Source organism: Tenacibaculum sp. A30 (genome assembly GCF_051200845.1).
Lineage (GTDB): Bacteria > Bacteroidota > Bacteroidia > Flavobacteriales > Flavobacteriaceae > Polaribacter.
Window position 1 is genome coordinate 57,679 of the sequence record NZ_CP195160.1, and the last position, 21,664, is coordinate 79,342.

General features: G+C 32.3%; 21 protein-coding genes. 13 read left to right on the forward strand and 8 right to left on the reverse strand.

All coding sequences use genetic code 11. The features are described from left to right. Positions 1–5 precede the first annotated feature (5 nt). The 3 genes from ACR9ES_RS00260 to ACR9ES_RS00270 are packed head-to-tail and all read left to right on the forward strand — an operon-like array spanning position 6 to position 3,040. Positions 6–1,043 carry an o-succinylbenzoate synthase gene (locus ACR9ES_RS00260; protein ID WP_274633493.1) on the forward strand — a complete coding sequence of 346 codons (1,038 nt, stop codon included), beginning with the start codon at positions 6–8 and terminating at the stop codon, positions 1,041–1,043. Between the two features lie 2 nt (positions 1,044–1,045). Continuing rightward, on the forward strand, positions 1,046–1,969 hold the full coding sequence (locus ACR9ES_RS00265) for a CPBP family glutamic-type intramembrane protease (RefSeq protein ID WP_435254647.1): 924 nt from the start codon (positions 1,046–1,048) through the stop codon (positions 1,967–1,969). A gap of 18 nt (positions 1,970–1,987) precedes the next feature. Further along, positions 1,988–3,040: an AMP-binding protein gene (locus ACR9ES_RS00270; protein ID WP_435254648.1), complete on the forward strand. Its 1,053-nt coding sequence runs from the start codon at positions 1,988–1,990 to the stop codon at positions 3,038–3,040. Between the two features lie 8 nt (positions 3,041–3,048). Here the strand turns inward: ACR9ES_RS00270 and ACR9ES_RS00275 are convergent, their stop codons facing one another. The 7 genes from ACR9ES_RS00275 to ACR9ES_RS00305 form a co-directional block, all read right to left on the reverse strand. Continuing rightward, complete coding sequence (locus tag ACR9ES_RS00275) at positions 3,049–4,665, reverse strand: ArnT family glycosyltransferase (protein ID WP_435254649.1); 1,617 nt, start codon at positions 4,663–4,665, stop codon at positions 3,049–3,051. Positions 4,666–4,683: 18 nt separating this feature from the next. Next, positions 4,684–5,340: a lipid-A-disaccharide synthase N-terminal domain-containing protein gene (locus ACR9ES_RS00280; protein WP_435254650.1), complete on the reverse strand. Its 657-nt coding sequence runs from the start codon at positions 5,338–5,340 to the stop codon at positions 4,684–4,686. Continuing rightward, positions 5,340–6,059, reverse strand: a complete 720-nt coding sequence (locus ACR9ES_RS00285) for a glycosyltransferase family 2 protein (RefSeq protein ID WP_435254651.1) — start codon at positions 6,057–6,059, stop codon at positions 5,340–5,342. The genes ACR9ES_RS00280 and ACR9ES_RS00285 overlap by 1 nt, the downstream gene beginning before the upstream one ends. 96 nt (positions 6,060–6,155) lie before the next feature. Continuing rightward, positions 6,156–6,878 (reverse strand): YebC/PmpR family DNA-binding transcriptional regulator, encoded by a 723-nt coding sequence (locus ACR9ES_RS00290; protein WP_274633500.1) that lies wholly within the window; start codon positions 6,876–6,878, stop codon positions 6,156–6,158. A gap of 57 nt (positions 6,879–6,935) precedes the next feature. Continuing rightward, positions 6,936–8,933: a DUF3352 domain-containing protein gene (locus ACR9ES_RS00295; RefSeq protein ID WP_435254652.1), complete on the reverse strand. Its 1,998-nt coding sequence runs from the start codon at positions 8,931–8,933 to the stop codon at positions 6,936–6,938. A gap of 15 nt (positions 8,934–8,948) precedes the next feature. Continuing rightward, positions 8,949–10,592, reverse strand: a complete 1,644-nt coding sequence (locus ACR9ES_RS00300; RefSeq protein ID WP_435254653.1) for an acyl-CoA carboxylase subunit beta — start codon at positions 10,590–10,592, stop codon at positions 8,949–8,951. Between the two features lie 58 nt (positions 10,593–10,650). Further along, complete coding sequence (locus ACR9ES_RS00305; protein WP_435254654.1) at positions 10,651–12,129, reverse strand: helix-turn-helix domain-containing protein; 1,479 nt, start codon at positions 12,127–12,129, stop codon at positions 10,651–10,653. A gap of 150 nt (positions 12,130–12,279) precedes the next feature. Between ACR9ES_RS00305 and aceB the strand changes: the two genes are divergently transcribed. Together aceB and ACR9ES_RS00315 are read left to right on the forward strand one after the other, a co-directional pair. Continuing rightward, a complete protein-coding gene (gene aceB, locus ACR9ES_RS00310) occupies positions 12,280–13,875 on the forward strand; it encodes a malate synthase A (RefSeq protein WP_435254655.1) in 1,596 nt (531 codons plus the stop codon). 123 nt (positions 13,876–13,998) lie between these two features. After that, entirely contained in the window at positions 13,999–15,621 is a 1,623-nt protein-coding gene (locus tag ACR9ES_RS00315) for an isocitrate lyase (protein ID WP_435254656.1), read from the forward strand. A 179-nt stretch (positions 15,622–15,800) separates the two neighbouring features. On the opposite strand, the gene ACR9ES_RS00320 is transcribed toward ACR9ES_RS00315, so the two are convergent. Continuing rightward, positions 15,801–16,268 carry a GNAT family N-acetyltransferase gene (locus tag ACR9ES_RS00320; protein WP_435254657.1) on the reverse strand — a complete coding sequence of 156 codons (468 nt, stop codon included), beginning with the start codon at positions 16,266–16,268 and terminating at the stop codon, positions 15,801–15,803. Between the two features lie 127 nt (positions 16,269–16,395). Here ACR9ES_RS00320 and ACR9ES_RS00325 point away from each other — a divergent pair, with 127 nt between their 5' ends. The 8 genes from ACR9ES_RS00325 to ACR9ES_RS00360 all read left to right on the forward strand — a co-directional run bounded on the left by ACR9ES_RS00325 (position 16,396) and on the right by ACR9ES_RS00360 (position 21,531). Next, positions 16,396–16,746, forward strand: a complete 351-nt coding sequence (locus ACR9ES_RS00325; RefSeq protein ID WP_435254658.1) for a DoxX family protein — start codon at positions 16,396–16,398, stop codon at positions 16,744–16,746. Then, positions 16,746–17,156, forward strand: a complete 411-nt coding sequence (locus tag ACR9ES_RS00330; RefSeq protein ID WP_299002566.1) for an OsmC family protein — start codon at positions 16,746–16,748, stop codon at positions 17,154–17,156. The genes ACR9ES_RS00325 and ACR9ES_RS00330 overlap by 1 nt, the downstream gene beginning before the upstream one ends. Further along, positions 17,157–17,687 (forward strand): NADPH-dependent FMN reductase, encoded by a 531-nt coding sequence (locus ACR9ES_RS00335; RefSeq protein WP_299002568.1) that lies wholly within the window; start codon positions 17,157–17,159, stop codon positions 17,685–17,687. It abuts the gene before it with no gap. Positions 17,688–17,705: 18 nt separating this feature from the next. Continuing rightward, complete coding sequence (locus ACR9ES_RS00340; RefSeq protein ID WP_274633510.1) at positions 17,706–18,137, forward strand: (4Fe-4S)-binding protein; 432 nt, start codon at positions 17,706–17,708, stop codon at positions 18,135–18,137. A gap of 121 nt (positions 18,138–18,258) precedes the next feature. Continuing rightward, positions 18,259–18,507: a glutaredoxin family protein gene (locus tag ACR9ES_RS00345; protein ID WP_274633511.1), complete on the forward strand. Its 249-nt coding sequence runs from the start codon at positions 18,259–18,261 to the stop codon at positions 18,505–18,507. 65 nt (positions 18,508–18,572) lie between these two features. Further along, the gene (locus ACR9ES_RS00350; RefSeq protein ID WP_274633512.1) at positions 18,573–19,013 is read left to right on the forward strand and encodes a MarR family winged helix-turn-helix transcriptional regulator; all 441 of its coding nucleotides are present in this window, start codon (positions 18,573–18,575) and stop codon (positions 19,011–19,013) included. Positions 19,014–19,102: 89 nt separating this feature from the next. Beyond that, on the forward strand, positions 19,103–19,405 hold the full coding sequence (locus ACR9ES_RS00355; protein WP_274633513.1) for a phosphoribosylpyrophosphate synthetase: 303 nt from the start codon (positions 19,103–19,105) through the stop codon (positions 19,403–19,405). A 101-nt stretch (positions 19,406–19,506) separates the two neighbouring features. Continuing rightward, the gene (locus ACR9ES_RS00360; RefSeq protein WP_435254659.1) at positions 19,507–21,531 is read left to right on the forward strand and encodes an FAD-dependent oxidoreductase; all 2,025 of its coding nucleotides are present in this window, start codon (positions 19,507–19,509) and stop codon (positions 21,529–21,531) included. Positions 21,532–21,664 lie beyond the last annotated feature (133 nt).

Consider the following 21,664-nt stretch of genomic DNA (forward strand, 5'->3'; position numbering starts at 1 on the left):
AGCAGTTGATTAAAGCTACCTATCATAAATATTTATTGAATTTTAAGCAAGCTAGTGGAACTTCTCGTGGAATTTTAAGAACCAAAGAAACTTGGTTTTTAGTTTTAGAAAGAGAAGGAAAACAAGGCTTTGGTGAATGTGGTTTATTTCGCGGATTAAGTGTTGATGACAGACCTGATTATGAAGAGAAATTACAGTGGGTCTGTAACAATATTAATCTTGGTTTAGATGTTTTATTGGCAGAATTGGTACATTTCCCATCGATTCAATATGGATTAGAACAAGCCTTTTTATCATTAGAAAGTGAAAATCCGTTTGAATTATTTCCATCAGATTTTTCTAAAGGAAAAGAGCAAATTTCAATAAACGGATTAATTTGGATGGGTGATAAATCCTTTATGCAACAACAAATAAAGGATAAGTTACAGCAAGGTTTTACAACAATAAAAATGAAGATTGGAGCTATTGATTTCGATACAGAAATAGCATTGTTGAATTCTATCAGAAAAGAGTTTTCAGTCAAAGAAATAGAGTTAAGAGTAGATGCAAATGGAGCATTTTTACCTGAAAATGCTTTAGAAAAACTACAAAGATTAGCCGAGTTGGAGTTACATTCAATAGAACAACCTATCAAACAAGGTCAGTGGCAAGAAATGGCGAAATTGTGTGAGGAAACTCCGCTACCAATTGCGTTAGATGAAGAACTAATAGGCGTGTTTTCTTCCGAAGGAAAAGAAAATTGTATTAGTATAATTCAACCACAATACATCATTTTAAAGCCAAGTTTGGTTGGAGGTTTTCAAGGAAGCAACGAGTGGATTCAAATAGCAGCCAATCATAATACAGGAAACTGGATTACTTCGGCATTAGAAAGTAATATAGGCTTAAACGCAATAGCACAATGGACCTACTCATTGAACAATCCGTTACCGCAAGGATTAGGAACTGGAAGTTTGTTTACAAATAACATTGAGAGTCCGCTAGAAGTTACAAATGGAAGCTTAGGTTATAACACGAATAAACATTGGGATTTTAAAATTTAAAAATGGACTTTATACAACAAGCATATAAAGGTGAAAATAGTTGGTGGAGGTGGTTACTTACAATTGTAATAGTAATGTCTCCCTTTTTATTAAACTTCGCAATCTATTTTTTATTACCAGAAGTATATAAAGGCTTGATGGAAGACACAGCCAATTTTCAAGGAAACAAAAATATTTTCCTAATTGAAAATTTAATGCCATTTGCTGTACTTTTAGTTTTGCTGATAGTATTTGTCAAGTTCGTGCATTTACGACCATTTACTTCTGTAGTAACAAGTAGGAGTAAAGTAGATTGGAATCGTTTTTTTTATGGGTTTGTTTCTTGGTTTTTAATGACGGTATTTTTTCTTTTTATAGGTTATTTGTTAGCACCAGAAGAATTTGTGTGGAATTTTAAACCAGTTCCGTTTTTTCTACTATTAACAATTTGTATCATTTTAATCCCGATTCAAACATCGTTAGAGGAGTTGTTGTTTAGAGGTTATTTAATGCAAGGAATAGGAATTTTAACTAAAACCAGATGGGTTCCACTAATCGTAACTTCAACGTTGTTTGGGTTAATGCATATATTAAATCCAGAAGTATCCAAATTAGGTTACGGAATTATGGGTTTTTATATTGGAACAGGTTTTTTATTCGGAATTATCACCTTGTTAGATGAAGGAGCAGAGTTAGCTTTAGGAATTCACGCAGCAAATAATATTGCAGCGGCTGTTTTAGTAGCTTCAAATTGGGCAGTTTTTCAAACCGATGCCTTATTTATTGATCATTCTGAGCCGAATTTAATATATCAAATGATTATTCCTGTGTTTTTTATTTATCCGTTATATATAATGTTTTTACAAAAAAAATATGGCTGGAAAAACTGGAAAGAAAAATTGTTTGGTAAGATTGAAAAACCAGTAATCACTAAAGAAATTTTATAGTATACTATCCTGAATATTGTGAAAAAAAACAGCTTTCATAAAAATTTTCAGTTAAATGAAAAGTCTTTTTCTTCGGAAGAAGAACTCTTGAGTTTTTCTAAAAAAATTAATAATTCTGTCTTTTCATTTTTATCAGATTGGTTTAATGCTGAAGATTTTGTAGTAGTGCAAACTTCAGGGTCTACAGGAAAACCGAAACCAATTCCGTTGAAAAAAGAGTTTATGAAAAACTCAGCAGAGGCAACGGGAGCTTTTTTTGAATTGAAAGAAAATACCACTGCTTTATTATGTCTTTCTACCGATTATATTGCAGGAAAAATGATGCTTGTCCGAGCTTTAACGTTAGGGTGGAAGCTTGATGTTGTAGAAGCAATTTCTAATCCATTGGAAGGAATAAATAAAGTGTATGAATTTTCTGCAATGGTGCCAATGCAGTTACAAAACTCGTTAAAAGATTTACATAAGGTTAAAAAACTAATTGTAGGTGGTGGAGTGGTATCTAATGACTTGATAGGAGAAATTCAGAACTTGTCTACTCTAGTTTTTGCTACCTATGGAATGACAGAAACTATTACACATATTTCTGTGAAAAAACTGAATAATGTCATTTCGAACGATAGTGAGAAATCTTATTACAAGACTTTACCTGACGTACATCTTTCACAAGACAATCGAAATTGCTTGATCATTGAAGCTCCTAAAGTATCAGAGGAAAGAATCGTTACAAATGATGTAGTGGATTTAATTTCTGAAACAGAATTTGAATGGTTAGGGCGCTACGATAATGTTATTAATTCAGGTGGAATTAAGCTACATCCAGAAAAAATTGAAGAAAAACTGTCTAAAATTATCTCGAATCGTTTTTTTGTTATTGGTGTTCCAGATAAGGTGTTAGGAGAAAAATTAGTGCTTGTCATAGAAGGGAAAGAATACAATGTTATCTTGAACGAAGTAAAGAATCTGACTAAATATGAAACTCCAAAAGATATTTACTTCGTAGATCAATTTGTAGAAACAGAGACAAAAAAAATCCAACGTAAGAAAACGATGGATTTAGTAAGGTTGTTATAATTTATAGGTTAGTATAAAACAGTCCATTTACCCATTACTTTTTTGTTAGGGTAGTTCTTTGCTAACCAATCTAATCTTTCTGGAAGTTGCTTTTTATAAAGTATTAAAACAGTAGGTTTTTCTACGATTTCATGTAAACTTTCTAACTCAGTAGCATCTTTAAGATTGATTAAGTGATTTTTCCACTTTGTATCTGTTTCAAACTGAGTTTCTCTGTTTAAAGATTCATGCCCATCGTATAAGGAAATAATCGATTTATTCAATCCAAAAGCTATGGATGATTTTCTAATATTGTAGACTAAAATATCTCTAGAATTAAGATTTTCATTAATAATAAAGTCTGTTACAGGCTTCGAAGCATTGACTTTTAATTCGTTCTTAGCTAAGATTGTTGAAGCACTGATCAATAAAAACACCGTAACAACAAATGAGGTAAGTACTGGTTTAAATTTAACTTCTTCTTTAGATTTATAAAGGAAGAATATTATGATTGCGACGGTGCAACTAGCAATCGCTAAATAATACGGAAAAATCATTCCAGTATTAATAAATGGAGCTACAATAAAAGTTAATAGAATTAAACTAGAAAAACCAAGAATAAAAGCATTAATGGTTTTGATTTTTTCTGTGTTAATTCGTGAAAACAAATCAGCTATTAAGATAGCAAGTAAACCATATAATGGTAAAATGTATAAAATTCGTTTTGAAGAAGAAATTGAAAAGAAAATCAAAGGAATTACAAACGCCATTAACATAGCGAAGTGAATTGTTTTTGTTTTCAATAATTCTTTTTGATCTTTCAGTAAATAAATAAATGCTAAAAACCATGGTAAACCAACTAGCGGAGCAAAAGCTAAGAAGTACCAAAATGGTTCTGTTCTTCCGAAGGCATTTTTTGAGAACCTATCTGCGGTCTGTTTTCCTAAGAAATAATCTAAAAAAGCAGGATTGCTATAGCCTAGGTATGCAAACCAAGATGCTGCAATAATTAAAAATAAAGTCCAAGCCGTAATATGATGGATAGAAAAATTTCTTTTTGCCTTTTCTGTACGGTTATAAAATAAAATGAAAATTACAGGAACAATAAATATTACAGGTCCTTTTGTTAAAAAACCTAACGCTAAACTTAGAGTAAAAGCATAGAGCCATTTTATAATTCCAGATTGGCGATATTTTACCCAACTATAAATACTTAGTAAAACAAAGGTAGCTAAAAAAGCATCGGTAGTTAAGTTTCGCGATGACATTAAAACCAACGGAAAGCTGAAATAGATAATAGCAGACCAAAGTGCCGTTTTTTTATTGTTGAATAATGAAATACTTAAGCGGTAGACCAATACAAGTTGAAGTAAAACAGCTAATTGTAAAAAGAAACGAGCTCCAAAAGCATTAATACCAAATATTTTGTAGCCTAAAGCTGTAATTTGATAGGTAAATGGAGGTTTGTGATAGTGATGAACATCTAACAAGTTAGGATGCATATAATCACCAGAAACATGCATGGCTCTACCTATTTCGGCATATCTAGCGTCGCTACTTTCAATAACTCCGTACGAGCCTACATTAATAAGTAAGCTAATAGCAGCTATTACTAAAAATATATTAAAGGTTAGTTTGTTTTTCATTCTGAAAAAAGAATAAGTTTATGAGTTAGTTTTTAACACTTTATCTTGTTTTAATAAGATAAAAACGTTTCTGATATAAATAACAAAACCGAATAATTGTCCAATGAATAATACAGGGTCTTTTCTTATAATCGCATAGCTTAAAATCATAAGCGATCCTACAAGGCTTAACAACCAAAATCCTAAAGGTAACGAAGATTCTTTTTTACGCTCAGAATAAATCCATTGATAGATAAAACGCAGTGTGAAAATAATTTGACCAATACTTCCCCAGATTAATAAGTTAATAGGAATCTCTTCATTGCGGAACAATCGCTCAACATCAATTTGGTTATTCTTAAAGGAATATAAGGCAATTAAAAAAGGAAAAATAAGTAAAAAACCACGCAGAAATTTAGGTAGTTTTATCCACGAATCCTGTAATTGCATATTTCTAATATAGATATAGTAGGTTAACGATTGCCCTAACATAATAGCAAAATCGTCTCGTAACCATCCGTAAACAAAAAGCAAAAAGGAAGCAATTAAACTTAATTGCCAAAACAATTCAGGTGTTAGTACTCTTTTTACTTTTTCAGATTGAATCCATTGTAATAAAAGCCTTGCTGAAAATAAAATCTGAGCAGCAAAACCGATAATGTATACAAAAGATTTATATGAAAGCCAGTCGCTCATTAGCTAATTTTAGACTTTTCAATAGTATAATTTATATAGCTTTTTCGCATCCATCTGTAAGCAAAAGTGTCACGTAACGCTTTTAAAGATCTATTGAAAATATTGAATTTTGAAGTACCCGCAATACGCTCAAAATGCTGCACTTTTAGTTGTTTTATTTTTCCATTCTGTAATAAAATTAAAGCAGGAATAAAACGGTGCATTCCTTTAAAGAAAGGAATCTTTTTAGCAACATCTGTACGAAGTACTTTTAACGGACAACCAGTGTCAATAACTCCATCGTTAATTAAACTACGGCGTATGCTGTTAGCAATTAATGATTGTATTTTTTTACTTAAAGTATCTTTTCTTTTTCCTCTATATCCAATTACAGCTTGGTAATTATCAATATCCTCTAATAAAATATCGAAATCGTAAGGAGTGGTTTGTAAATCGGCATCGATATATCCGATTAATTCGGTGTCGATATGGTCAATACCAGCTTTGATAGCTGCACTTAATCCGCAATTTTCTTTAAATTTTAAGTATTCAAAGTCAGAGTTGTTTGTACAGATTTCAGAAATTTTATTGAAACTATCATCGGTAGAACCATCATCAATAAATAAAACCTTGCTTTTAGTTTTACTTTTAGAAAAGTAATCAGTGAACGTACTGTGTATTCTATCTAAGTTATCAATTTCATTAAAAACTGGAATGATGATAGTCATTCTGTAATCCATAGACTAGTTTGTTTTAGTATGACCGTGCGAAAGTACAAAAAATAAAAAAATCCAATGAGCTTATCATTGGATTTTAAATTCTTTAAGGGAAGTATCTTACTCTTCCATAGAATGATATACATTGTTTACGTCATCATCTTCTTCTAATTTTTCTAAAAGTTTGTTTACTTCTTCTTTCTGTTCATCAGAAAGAGCAGTAGTTGTAGTAGGAATTCGTTCAAATTCAGAAGAAATAATTTCAATATTGTTTTCTTCTAAATATTTTTGAATAGATCCGAATTGACCGAATGGAGCATATAACATAACTGAGTTGTCTTCTTCATCAGTAAATACTTCTTCAACTTCAAAATCAATCATTTCCATTTCAAATTCTTCTAAATCCATCGTTAATGATTCTTCTTTTATTTTGAAGTTTACTACATGGTCAAACATAAAAGCTACAGAACCAGATGTACCTAAGTTTCCGTTACACTTGTTAAAAGCAGCACGAACATTAGCTACTGTACGATTGTTGTTGTTGGTAGCAGTTTCTACTAAAACAGCTACTCCGTGAGGTGCGTATCCTTCAAATAATACCTCTTTATAGTTTTCTGTGTTTTTATCAGATGCTTTCTTAATAGCACGCTCAACATTGTCTTTAGGCATGTTGGCAGCTTTTGCATTTTGAATAACTACACGTAAACGAGAGTTGGTTTCGGGGTTAGGACCTCCTTCTTTAACCGCCATAACGATATCTTTACCAATACGAGTAAAGGTTTTAGCCATAGCTGACCAACGTTTCATCTTTCTTGCTTTCCTAAATTCGAATGCTCTTCCCATGTGTATTCTGTTTTAATTTTGCTTGGCAAATGTAATTAATGCTGTAAAATATTACAATTAAAATTGTTTTTTGAAAATTACATCACCATTTTGTTCGTTATAAGCTTTCCAAGTGCCACTTTGCTTGTCTTTTTTGTAATGTCCTTTAACTTTTATATTTCCGTTTTGATAATATGATTTGTAAGAACCATCTTTTAAACCATCGTTTAAATCAACTTCAAATTTTAGTTTTCCATTTTCATAAAATTCTTGATACGATTTGGCACTTAAATCTGACGGATGTATAGGAGCGAGGTTAAAAAAGTTTTCTGAACTTTGAGTGTTTATAGAGTCTTTATAAGGAGTTAACTCTTCAAGTAATTTCTTTTTTAATTCCTCCTCTTTTTTAAGATGGATCTCAATTTCTTCTGGATGTTCATAAACAAAAGAAATATTGCTTTTAAATAAATCGTTTTCGGCAATAAGTTGCAAACCGACTTGAGAAAAACAAGTAATATAAGGTTTGTCTTTTTGAAGTTGAGTTCGAGTTTTGTTATCAACCAAACTTAAAAGGTCTTTGTACGAATTTGGTGTGTTAACATAAGCAAACACACTAGATTTCTTTTCGAAATTATAGTTGAAATCATCGAAACTTTCAGAGTTTTCAAGTGTATAACCTATTAAATGATTGTTGATAATTTCTTTAATAGTGTTCGGACTTGTACTAAAAACAACGAAATCATCAATAATAGTAAAGTAAGGCTTGTCCATTTTAGAAAACACATTACCAGCTAGCATTTTAAAGAATCCTTTTAGATCAAAAAAATTAATAGGATAGCCTCTATAATCGATTTGCTTATATTTTAAAGGTGTATTTTCTTTAATTTTTGATAGAATTAAGTGAAGGTTTTCTTTAGCGTCATCAATATCATCAGCTTTAATAATAGCAGCGATATCTTTTTTGTTTTTTGAAAGCTCAGTGTTAAAATGAACTAAAGCTATTTCATTCCCAATCCAGCTGTATATATGTTCAGAAACATTTATATCTAACTTATCCTCAATCATTGTAAGTTGATCAGAATACATTTTAAAATCGGCTGGATTTTCTTGTTGAAGTTTTTCTAAGTTGCTATTAAAGGTTTTAAAATCATCAAAAGCAAAACTAAGGTATAAAGAAGTGTTTTTCGGAGCTATTTTAGCTACACTACGTTTACCAACTCCTGAATTTTGTAAAACTTTTAAATAGGTTTGTGAATTGCTATCAACATTTGTGTAACCAGTAGCTTGTACTATAACTCCTTCAACTATAGAAATATCTAATCCTGTATAAAAGAAAGCTTGTTTGTTACTATTTAAAAACTCTAAACTAGCAGAGTTTGTAAAACAACTTAAATAATCTTTTAAATATTTGTGTTGAAGATAGATATTGAAAAAGCCATCATTATCTGTTTTCTCTTTTATTTCTACAAAATTTACATCACGACCAATCACAGGGTTTAAGTATTGGTCTATTGATTTCTCAACGAGAGTATGAGTGTAGGAAGCTATTACCTGATTTTTAATAAAAGAAAGGTGTAAGGTTTCTCGTGTCTCTTTATTGTAAAGCTCAATAATTTCATGTTCTTTATATACTCGTTTAGTAACTCTATAACCTTCACCAGCTAAATTACTAATTGCCCTTTTTAGGAAAATAAGTTTGGAGAATTTTTGTAGATCAGCAATATATAATAACCCGTATTTTTTAGGACTGTATACATGTACAGAGATAACTAAGTTACGCTCTCCAATAAAGTCAAAAATTTCTTTTTTAGCTTTAAAAGTATCATCTAAACTATTAAGACCTTCCGATAGTTTATTGATTTGTTGGTTCGTTTGAAGGTGTGCCCAAATTTCACTTGAGCTTATTTCATCCCAAGTGTCAATTGGTCTTTCAGTATCAACAATAAAAACAGCATCATCAGGAACTAAGTAAATAGGTTTAATGTTGTCATTTTCTGATAAGGTGAAAATATAAACCTGATAGATTGCAAATCCAATTACAAGGGTTATAAAGCCCCAAAATACTTTCCTCTTCATGCTGTTTTTAGAGTTTTAAACTTGTAAAACGCCCAAATTAAATGGTTTTTCAATAGGAGCGTGGTTAGCTGCTTCTATTCCCATAGAAATCCAAGTTCTGGTGTCTAAAGGATTAATCACAGCATCTGTCCAAATTCTAGCAGCAGCATAATAAGGAGATATTTGATTATCGTATCTCGATTTAATTTTATCGAATAATTCTGCTTCTTTTTCAGGAGTGATTTCTTCTCCTTTATTTTTAAGAGCAGCTGTTTCAATTTGTAATAATACTTTAGCAGCAGAAGCACCGCTCATTACAGCTAATTCTGCACTAGGCCATGCGAAAATAAGGCGTGGATCGTAGGCTTTACCACACATTGCGTAATTTCCAGCTCCGTAAGAGTTACCAATAACTACCGTAAACTTAGGGACTACAGAGTTACTCACAGCATTTACCATTTTAGCTCCATCTTTAATAATTCCGCTATGCTCGGATTTACTTCCTACCATAAATCCAGTAACATCTTGTAAGAAAACTAACGGAATTTTCTTTTGGTTACAGTTAGCAATAAATCGAGTAGCTTTATCAGCAGAATCGTTATAAATTACTCCTCCAAATTGCATTTCGCTAGGTTTTGTTTTAGCTCCTTTCGATTTTACAATTTTACGTTGGTTAGCAACGATACCTACTGCCCATCCATCAATACGAGCATATCCTGTAATGATAGTTTGACCGTAGCCTGCTTTGTATTCTTCAAATTCAGAATTATCTACCAAACGTTTAATGATTTCCATCATATCGTATTGCTCATTACGAGCTTTTGGTAAAATTCCGAAAATATCATCTTCGTTTTCTTTTGGAAGGAACGCTTCTTTACGGTTAAAACCAGCTTTGTCATAATCTCCAATTTTATCCATTAAGTTTTTAATGGTGTCTAAAGCATCTTTATCATCTTTTGCTTTGTAATCGGTAACCCCAGATACTTCACAGTGTGTGGTTGCTCCACCTAATGTTTCATTATCAATAGTTTCACCAATAGCAGCCTTAACTAAATAACTACCAGCTAAGAAAATACTTCCTGTTTTGTCTACGATAAGTGCTTCATCACTCATAATAGGTAAGTAAGCACCACCAGCAACACAGCTTCCCATAACAGCAGCGATTTGGGTAATTCCCATGCTACTCATTACAGCATTGTTTCTAAAAATTCTTCCGAAGTGTTCTTTATCAGGAAAAATCTCATCCTGCATTGGTAAGTAAACTCCAGCAGAATCTACCAAATAAATAATAGGTAGTTTGTTTTCAATTGCTATTTCTTGTGCTCTTAAATTCTTTTTTCCTGTAATAGGGAACCAAGCACCTGCTTTTACTGTAGCATCATTAGCAACAACAATACATTGCTTACCGCTAACATATCCCATTTTTACAACCACACCACCTGAAGGACATCCACCGTGTTCTTGATACATGTCTTCACCAGCAAATGCAGCAATTTCGATAGATTTTGATTTGTCGTCTAATAAATAGTCGATACGTTCACGAGCGGTCATTTTTCCTTTTTCGTGATGTTTATCAATACGCTTTTGTCCGCCTCCTAATTTAACTTTGGCTAAGCGTCTACGTAAATCTGATACTAAAAGTTTATTGTGGTCTTCGTTTTTATTGAAGTTAAGATCCATGGTAAGTTATTTGTTTGCGTGTGCTAAAATAAGAAAATCAATGTATAAAACAAGGTGTTTAGGTGTGCGATTGAATGATGTTTTCTACGATTTTTTCTATTTCTTTATTTCTTGATTGTTTTATTAAAACGCTAGGTTCGGCTACTCGCTCTTTACAATTTTGTACAGCGCAAGTTTCGCAGGTAACCCCAACAGTTCTTTTAATAAACATATCTTCATTAAAAAATTGAAGTTTACGCTTTAAGTGAGGAGAAAGTAGCATACCAATATTCACACTTCTATTGATGTTTTCTTTGAAAGGATCAGCTGTGGCAGCAGATAATACTAAATATTCATTGTCAGAATTTTCGTAGGATGATATTTGAATTCCATAAGCAGATTTTTTCTCTTTGGAAGCTTCTAAATCTTGAATAGTTTTAATCGCAACCCATCTTCTACAATAATGCTCATTGTTGCGATTTGCATGCGGACTTTGTTGCTGTGTAATATGTAGTTCCTTAGAAAGCCTATAAATAGGAGAGTCTTCTTTGTGTGTAAAGCGTAAAAAGAACAAGTTTTTAATACTAAAATATTTAGGTAGAATATTAGTTAAACGCTGATAAAAAGTTTCGTCTGAACAGTTATAACTTCGGATGATTTTGTGTAATTGCAACGGTTGCCACGTTTGTAAAGAAAATAAGTGGGTTAACTTTTTAGTTAAATCATCTTTTGGAATAATTAAAGCACCTGCAAAATAAGAAGCTATGAAGTTATTTAAGACTTGATCAAAACTTTCAAATTTTATCCAAGGGAAGGTGTATAAACGATTTTCTACATCAAGATAGTTGTAGGCTAATTCTTTTGCGTAAATAAATGTTTTTTGAGCTTCACTTATATCATTATATAATAAGAGTGTTTTAGTTTTTGGAATAAAGATGTTTCTTAACTCAGATAATTTTTGATGTTGAGATAATTCTTCGGTATCAATAGTATATCCGTATTCTTCGACTAAAACATCTTCTAAATCTTTTGAATTGATTGGTTCATCTAACTTGATATGATACGCTTTCGCAAATTCGATTACTTTACTCTCTATATCTTCAAAATAATTATTATGTGCTTCTTGATAAGAACGTAAGGCAGCCAAAAAAAAGCTTTCTCTTGTTAGATTGTAATTTTGAGCAATTTTAATAATAGTACTGATAAACGCATTTACTTTAGCTGGAGCATTGGCAATAATATCAATTAAATTGTTTTCCTGAATACCAAATAGGTCAAGCGGTATTTCTTTTAAAATTTTCGATTGTAAAATTTCACCAATAGGAGCTAAGTTTTTATCAAGTTTTAAGGATACCAAATGATCGTAAGGCACTTCTAACTTCTCTGAAAGGATAACGATTTTATCTGTTTTTGGGTATTTTTTTCCCTTTTCAATTTCATTTAAATAGGATTTAGATAAGCCTGTTAGTTTAGCTAATCCAAAGAGAGATAGGTTTTTATCTGTGCGTATTTGTTTCAGTTTTAAACCAAAAACAAGTCTGATGTATTCTTCTTCCAAAGTGTTTTATTAAAAGATTCGTAATTCAAAGGTATAAAAATTAGCGAATTAATAAAAATTAGTAAATTTTATATTTTTAGCGAACGTTCGCTTTTTTGTTTCAGTTCTTTTTTTTAATATTGAACTGTCAATCAATAAAAATAAAATAGTATGAATCAAGATGTTTTAGTAAAAGAAGTTCAATGTATAGGTTTTGATACAGTTAAGTATGAAAGTGTTTTGACAGAAGAAGCAAAAGTATTTTTGATACAACTACATGAAAAATTCAACCAACAAAGACTTCAATTATTAGAAGAAAGAGAAATAGAACAAGCGTATTTTGATGCTGGAAACTTTCCTTCTTTTCCTTCTGAAACCAAAGAGATAAGAGAAAGTGATTGGGTTTGTGCTGAGTTGCCAGAAGATTTATTAGATAGAAGGGTGGAGATTACTGGTCCTGTAGAGCGAAAAATGGTTATCAATGCTTTAAACTCAGGGGCAAAAATGTTTATGGCAGATTTTGAAGATAGTAATGCACCCACGATTCAAAATATTTTAGATGGACAGATAAATTTAAGAGATGCTGTAAACAAAACAATTTCATTTTACAATGCGTCAAAAAATAAAACGTATCAATTAAATGAGAACGTAGCTACGTTATTAGTACGCCCAAGAGGTTTGCATTTAAACGAAAAACATTTGTTGGTAGAAGGTGTAGAAATGTCTGGTTCTCTGGTAGATTTCGGTTTGTTCTTCTTTCATAACATCAAAACTTTGTTAGCGAAAGGAAGTGCTACTTATTTTTACCTACCTAAACTAGAACATTACAAAGAAGCTCGATGGTGGAATGATGTTTTTGTATTTGCACAAGACTATATTGGAGTTCCTCAAAAAACTATTAAAGCAACGGTATTGATTGAAACGATTACGGCAAGTTTTCAGTTAGATGAAATTATTTATGAGTTAAAAGATCACATGGCAGGTTTAAACTGTGGGCGTTGGGATTATATCTTCTCATATATTAAAAAGTTCAGGAATCATACCAATTTCTTTGTTCCAAATAGGGCACAAATAACGATGGAAACCCCATTTATGGGAGCCTATTCGTTACGTGTTATTCAAACTTGTTATAAACGTGGAGTGCATGCCATGGGCGGAATGGCAGCACAAATCCCCGTTAAGAATGATGAAGCAGCCAACAAAGTAGCTTTTGATAAAGTAAGAAAAGGGAAGGAAAGAGAAGTAATGAATGGACATGATGGCACTTGGGTGGCGCATCCTGGATTGGTGTCGTTAGCAACGGAAGTGTTCGATGCATACATGAAAGCACCTAATCAAATTAATAAATTAAGAGAAGATGTTCATATAACAGAAGAAGCTTTGGTGCAACAACCTTTGGGAACTATTACAGAAGAAGGAATTAGAGAAAATATTAATGTAGGTATTTTGTATATAGAATCTTGGTTGATGGGACAGGGAGCAGCAGCTTTATATAATTTAATGGAAGACGCGGCAACTGCTGAAATTTCTAGAACACAAGTGTGGTTGTGGTTACAGAATAATGAGTTGTTAGAAGATGGTCGAACATTCACAGAAGGAATGTATGAGCAATTCAAAAAAGAAGAACTCAAAAAAATAAAAAGTTATGTAGGCAAAGACAGGTATGGTAATGGGAAGTTTGAATTAGCGGTTCAATTATTTGATGAGTTGATTTTAAACAAAGAATTTGTTGAGTTTTTAACCCTACCAGCATATAAATATTTGTAGAAAAAAGCAATTAAACTTAAAATATTTAAATCTCAATTATCGAGAAAAAGCCCCCAAAAATGCGGCAACATTCAAGAGGGCAAGCTATCAATAAAAATTAATAACCTTATCAATTACAAAATTATGAAAAATTTAGCACACGCTAATTATAGTTCTGCTTTACAAACTGTAAAAGAATTAAAGAAAAAGTACGGGACAACTTGGAGCTCAGTTTCTCCTGAAAATGCTGCTAGAATGGTAGCGCAAAATCGATTTAAAACGGGGTTAGATATCGCTAGATATACTGCCGCTATCATGCGAAAAGATATGGCAGATTACGATGCAGATTCATCTAATTATACACAATCGTTAGGGTGTTGGCATGGATTTGTAGCGCAACAAAAAATGATTGCGGTAAAAAAACATCACAAAACAACGAGTAAACGATATTTATACCTTTCAGGATGGATGGTTGCTGCGTTACGCTCTGAATTTGGGCCGTTACCAGACCAATCGATGCATGAAAAGACAGTGGTTCCAGCTTTGATTGAAGAAATTTATGACTTTTTACGTCAAGCGGATGCAGTTGAGTTAAATGATTTATTTAGAAGATTAGAAAACGGAGAAGATGTGCAAGACGAAATCGATAATTTTGAAACACATGTGGTACCCATCATAGCTGATATTGATGCTGGTTTTGGAAATGAAGAAGCTACGTATTTGTTAGCTAAAAAAATGATTCAAGCGGGTGCTTGTGCTATCCAGATAGAAAACCAAGTTTCTGATGCCAAACAATGCGGACATCAAGATGGAAAAGTAACCGTGCCACATGAGGATTTTATAGCAAAATTAAATGCAATTCGATATGCTTTTTTAGAATTGGGAGTAGAAGATGGGGTTATTGTTGCTAGAACCGATTCGGAAGGAGCAGGATTAACTCAAAAATTACCAGTAAGTCAAGAGCCAGGAGATTTAGCTTCTCAATATTTAGCCTTTGTAGAAGCTGAAGAAATTACAATTGATGAAGCAAAAGAAGATGATGTATTATTAAAACGTGATGGAAAGCTAGTGCGTCCTGTACGTTTGGCTAATGGTTTGTATAAGTTTAGAGAAGGAACGAATATTGATAGGGTAGTGCTAGATTGTATTACTAGTTTACAAAACGGAGCTGATTTATTATGGATTGAAACGCCAACACCTCATGTGGGCCAAATTGCACATATGGTAAATAGAGTTAGAGCAGTAGTTCCTAATGCGAAGTTGGTGTATAACAATTCGCCTTCGTTTAACTGGACGTTGAATTTCCGTAATCAAGTATATGATGAAATGGTTGCTGAAGGTGAAAATATGACGGGATACGACAGAAACAATTTAATGAATGCAGCTTACGACGGAACAGAACTGTGTCACAGGGCTGATGAGAAAATCCGTACTTTCCAAATAGATAGTGCAAGAGAAGCAGGAATTTTCCATCATTTAATTACGTTACCAACCTATCATACCACAGCATTACATATGAACGATTTAACCGAAGGTTATTTTGGTAATGAAGGAATGTTAGCCTATGTAAGAGGAGTACAACGACAAGAAATTAGAAAAGGAGTTTCTTGTGTAAAGCATCAACGAATGGCAGGTTCTGATTTAGGAGATGATCATAAAACATTTTTTGCTGGAGAAAAGGCGTTAAAAGCAGGAGGTGAAAAGAATACTTCTAATCAGTTTGAAACTTCTTCAAAAAATAAAGAAGTTGTAGAAGAGGTAGCATAAATACTTTGATAGTTAGTGTATAAATAATTTTAGTTGTCTGTAAATTTCCCGTTTATGTTTAGTTTGTTTCAGTTGTTTGTTTGCATAACGGGAAATTTTATCAAGCACTAAAAAATTAAAAAGTTATAAATTTATAATTAATAGTTGTAAATTTTATTTTGAAGTTTACTCCCTTAATTTTAAGGGAGTTTTGTTTTTAGCTCCATTTTAATATTGCATCGTTCATACGGACAATTTTCTTCTACAGGAATTTCTACAAAACCATATTTTCTATAGATATAAATAGCATTTTCTAAAACAGTGTTTGAATATAAAACAAGCTTGTCAAAGTTGTTTTTTTGAGCAAAATCAATACAGTGTTGCATTAGTTTCTGTCCTATTTTGTGACCTCTATGATTAGGTGAAACAGCCATTTTGGTTAGCTCATAAACATTTGGTTCACTCATAAGCATTAAGGCAACTGTGCCTACAATTTCATCATTTAATTTGGCAAAGAAAATGTATCCGCCTTTATCAATAATGTATTTGTTAGGGTTGCTTAAAACTTCTTCATCGTAAGGTTCTACGTAGAAAAAAGTTCGTAGCCATTCAATATTCAAATTGTAAAAACTTGAAGCGTATTCTTCTTTATAATCAATTATTTCCATCAGTTTAGTTTATTATTATAAATATATAAAGATAAATTAAAAAACAATTAATTACCGTGTTTTTATATTCCATGGTATATATTTGATTATTTTGTATACATTTGTAAAGAATTTAAAAAATAACAAAATGAAAAAAGACAAAATTATTTTTTATGTAGCTACTGGTTTGTTAACCTTATTAATGTTTTTCTCGTCAGGGATGTACTTTTTTAATTATGAAGAAGTAGCTAAAATGTTTGACGCATTTGGGTATCCAACTTACATTATTTACCCGTATGCAGTAGTTAAATTGTTAGGATTGGTAGCGCTATGGTTTTTTAGAGGTAAGTTTTTAAATGAATGGGCGTATGCAGGGTATTTCTTTGCTTTTATATTGGCATTCTTTGCTCATTTTATGATTGGAGATGGTGAGCAAATGGGAGCTATAATTGCTATGATTCTATTAATAGTTTCGTATATTTATAGTAAAAAAATATAATGAGTAATAATCCGACTTCAAAAGTAACTTTAACAGATCGTAATTATTTAGCAGAAGCAAAAATGAGAAATCATTTTGCTGTTATTGATGAACCTTTAGACAAAGGAGGAGATGATAACGGACCAACTCCAGTAGAATATTTATTAACTGCAATAGGCGGTTGTGTTTCTATCACTTTGCGTATGTATTCAGAACGTAAAGGTTGGGATTTAGGAAAAATCACGGTAAATGTGAGTCAAAAAGAACAGCTAACTCCCGAAGGAATAAAAAAATCATTAATTGAAGAAATTTCTTTTGAAAAAGAAGTTACAGAAGAACAACGTACCAAGTTGTTAGAAATAGCAGGTAAATGTCCTGTAGCTAAAATGGTAAAAGGAGAAACAGAAATTAATTCAAAAATAACGACTTAAATGAAGAAAATTATTGCATTTGCAGGTAGTAACAGCAAAAAATCCATAAACAAACAATTGGTGGTATATGCCTCTAGTTTATTAAATGACTTTGAGGTAGAAGTTTTAGATTTGAATGATTACCCACTGCCAATTTATGGGGTTGATGAAGAAATAGAGAATGGATTTCCTGCGAATGCAGTAATCTTTTTAAACAAGCTTAAAGAAGCTGATGGTATTATGTTATCATTAGCAGAACATAACGGAAATTTTACAGTGGCTTTTAAGAATATTGTAGATTGGATGTCGCGCATAGAGCAAAAACTTTGGAATAACAAACCAATGTTGCTGTTATCTACATCACCTGGGGGAAGAGGAGGAGCTTCTTCTATGGCGATTGCTAAAAACGGATTTCCGCATATGGGAGCAAATATCATAACCGATTTTTCTTTGCCAAAATTTTATGATAACTTTAAAGACGGAAGTGTTGTAAATGAGGAGTTTAATGAAGACTTGATAAAAGCAGTGAAGACTTTCGAGAAAGAGGTATAATTCTTAAAACATAAAGTCATGTCAGGAGCTAAAGAAATTATTAAAAAGTACAGTAATGATGATATTACTGTAGTTTGGCAACCCAATAAGTGTATCCATTCTAAAAAATGTTGGAAAGGATTAATACAAGTATTCAATCCGCAGAATAAACCTTGGGTCAATATGGACGGAGCTTCTACAGATAAAATAAAAAAACAAGTAGAAGAATGCCCGTCTGGAGCGCTATCCTATATGTCTAAAAAGGATGGAAGTCAAGCAGCTGCACATACTGAAACAAAAGTAGAAGCCTTAGAAGATGGTCCGTTATTAATTTACGGAACATTACATGTTACAAATTCAGACGGAAAGGTTGAAAAGAAAAGTAAAACAACGGCCTTTTGTAGGTGCGGTGCTTCTCAAAATAAACCCTATTGTGATGGAGCTCATGTAAAAGTTGAGTTTAAAGGATAATATTTCCCTATGTAAAAAGGGTAGTTAAAAAATATTCCATTTAATTATTTGAAATAGATTTATTTTCCTTGGTAAATAATTAAGGGTTGTTGTATTTTTGCAAAAAAGAAAGGAGATTAAAATGAAGATAGTTTTATACGGAAGAAAAGGACATGCGCATACTGTAGCTTATAAGAACTTTTTAAATTCTGCAGAAGTGCCTTTTGTATACAAAGACGTTTCTATAGATGAAGAAGCTAGAGAGCATAGTAAAGAGTTGTATGAAGGGCAAGTAAAGTATCCAACTTTATTTATTGATGATGAAGTGTACTTAACACCAACATCAGATACGTTTAACAAATTAATGCAAGATTTAAAACTAAGAGGGTAGTTAGTCATAGCTAGTACATTTGTTATTAATTAACAGCTAAAAGCAAACAGCCAATAACCAAAACTATGGGCGATATTTCAAAAGACATCAATTCCAAATTTCCAAATGATAGAATTAAAGCATTTATCAATATAAAATACACTGCGAATTGGGTAAGCAGTAAAGAGAATGAGTTTTTTAAACAATACAGTATCTCTTCGCAACAATTTAATATCCTACGTATTTTAAGGGGAGCTAAAGAAGCAATTAAAGTGCAAACAATTAAGGATAGAATGATTGAACGCGCGCCAAACGCTACAAGATTAATGGATAAACTTTGTGAGAAAGGTTTAATTAATCGTATACGTTGCGAACATGATAGAAGAGTAGTTTACATAAGTATAACTAAGAAAGGAGAGGAGTTGTTGGAAGAAATTGATAAAAATTTACATTTAGATTTTGTTGATAACCTAACAGAGGAGGAAGCGACTCAGCTCAGTAATTTATTAGATAAAATAAGACAGTAACCACCGTTTTTTACTCTTTTTTTATGGCTATAATTGAGGTTGTGATTTAAAAGTTGTATCTTTAAAAGTAAGCTAAAAAGATTACAATTATGTATACATACGACACACTTTCAGAAGCCTTAAATGATCTACAAAAAAGAGGCTTTACGCATGATTTTAACCTCACTTATTCACAAATAGAAAGTAAAACGACCAAAGAAGTTTATTCACCAGAAGTTTTTGAAGTAGTTGAGGTATATCGTTTTGAAGGTATGAGTAGTCCAGGTGATAATTCGGTTGTGTATGCAATTCAAACCAAAACAGGAGTTAAAGGAGTTTTAGTAGATGCTTATGGGGTTTACGCAGACTCACTCTCTCCAGAAATGATTCAAAAACTCCATTTTAGCAGATAATAAAATATAGAGCTCGAAGATGTAAACTTCGAGTTTTTTATTTTCTAAAAAATCGTATCTTGCCATTTATTATGCGTGCATAATATTTTAATACTAGAATAATGAAGTACAAACATATTTTTGAGCCTTTAGATTTAGGATTTACAACCTTGAAGAATAGAATCTTAATGGGGTCTATGCATACAGGTTTAGAGGAAGAAAAAAACGGAATAGAGCGTATTGCTGCTTATTATGCTGAACGTGCTAAAGGTGGAGTAGGGTTGATTGTTACTGGAGGAATTTCGCCTAATATTCAGGGGTGGACAGCACCTTTTTCTGCTCGTATGAGTACGAAAAAACATGCACGTGAGCATAAAGTAATCACAGAAGCAGTGCATAAAGAAGGCGGGAAAATATGTATGCAAATTTTGCATTCAGGTCGCTATGGATATCATCCGTTTAATGTAGCGCCTTCAAAAATAAAATCACCAATAACACCGTTTAAACCATTTGCGTTAAAACAATCAGGAATACGAAGAACAGTAAAAGATTTTGTTAACTGCGCGAAGTTATCGCAAGAAGCAGGGTATGATGGAGTAGAAATCATGGGGTCTGAAGGTTATTTAATCAATCAATTTATTGTTACAAGAACCAATAAAAGAACCGATGATTATGGAGGAGAATATGAAAATAGAATCCGTTTAGCTGTTGAATTGGTACGTAAAATTAGAGAAGCAGTAGGTGAAAATTTTATCATCATCTATCGTTTGTCAATGTTAGATTTGGTTGAGCAAGGAAGTTCTTGGGAAGAAGTAGTACAATTAGGAAAAGAAATAGAAAAAGCTGGAGCAACCATTATCAATACAGGTATTGGTTGGCATGAAGCGAGAATACCAACTATAGCAACATCGGTTCCTAGAGCAGCATTTACTTGGGTTACCAAAAAAATGAAAGAGGAGTTATCTATTCCATTAGTTACTTCCAACAGAATTAACATGCCAGAAACTGCTGAAAAAGTGTTAGCAGAAGGTCATGCAGATATGATTTCTATGGCTCGTCCATTTTTAGCGGATCCAGAATGGGTAAATAAAGCAAAAGAAGAAAGAGTAGATGAAATAAATACTTGTATAGCTTGTAACCAAGCTTGTTTAGATCATGCTTTTCAGAAGAAAGTGGCAAGCTGTTTAGTAAATCCGAGAGCTTGTCATGAAACGGAATTGAACTATAATCCGACTTCAAAAAAGAAAAAAATAGCAGTAGTAGGAGCAGGTCCAGCAGGGTTAGCAGCTTCAACTGTAGCAGCACAAAGAGGACATCAAGTAACTTTGTTTGATGCTGATTCAGAAACCGGAGGGCAATTCAATATTGCTAAGCAAATTCCAGGGAAAGAAGAATTTTACGAAACAATTAGATATTTTAACAAGCAGCTAGAATTACACAACGTAAATGTAAAGTTAAACACACGAGTTACTGCGGAAGATTTATACAATGCAAATTTTGATGAGGTTATTCTAGCTACTGGAATTACGCCAAGAACTCCTAGAATTGAAGGAATCGATCACGAAAAAGTTTTGAGTTATATAGATGTTGTAAAATTAAAGAAACCTGTTGGTAAACGTGTTGCAGTTATTGGAGCAGGAGGAATTGGTTTTGACGTTTCAGAATACTTAGCCCACGAAGGAGAAAGTACTTCTCAAAATATAGATGCATGGTTAGAAGAATGGGGAATTGATAAAAAGTTAGCAGCACGTGCAGGAATAGAAGGTGTAACACCTAAAATTCATCCTTCTCCTAGAGAAATATTTATGTTTAAGCGTAGTTCAGGAAAGTTTGGTGGTAACTTAGGAAAAACTACAGGATGGATTCATCGCTCTGTATTAAAAAAGAAAAAAGTACAGTTTATTAATGAAGTACAATACACAAAAATTGATGATGAGGGCTTACACTATACACAAAACGAAGAGCAAAAAGTATTACCAGTAGATAATGTAATTATTTGTGCAGGTCAGGTTCCGTTTAAAGTATTGTTAGAGCCTTTACAAGCAAAAGGAATGAAAGTACATGTAATAGGTGGAGCAGACGTAGCAGCAGAATTAGATGCAAAGAGAGCGATAAATCAAGGAAGTAGATTAGCTGCTGAAATTTAGCTTTATATAAATTTAAAATCACTAAAAAAGTCTTGCTTTCGCAGGACTTTTTTTATGCGTATTATAAACATGAATAAGTGTAAATAATTACCGATATTTGTGGCTCACAATTTTTTTGAAAAAAGTAAATTAT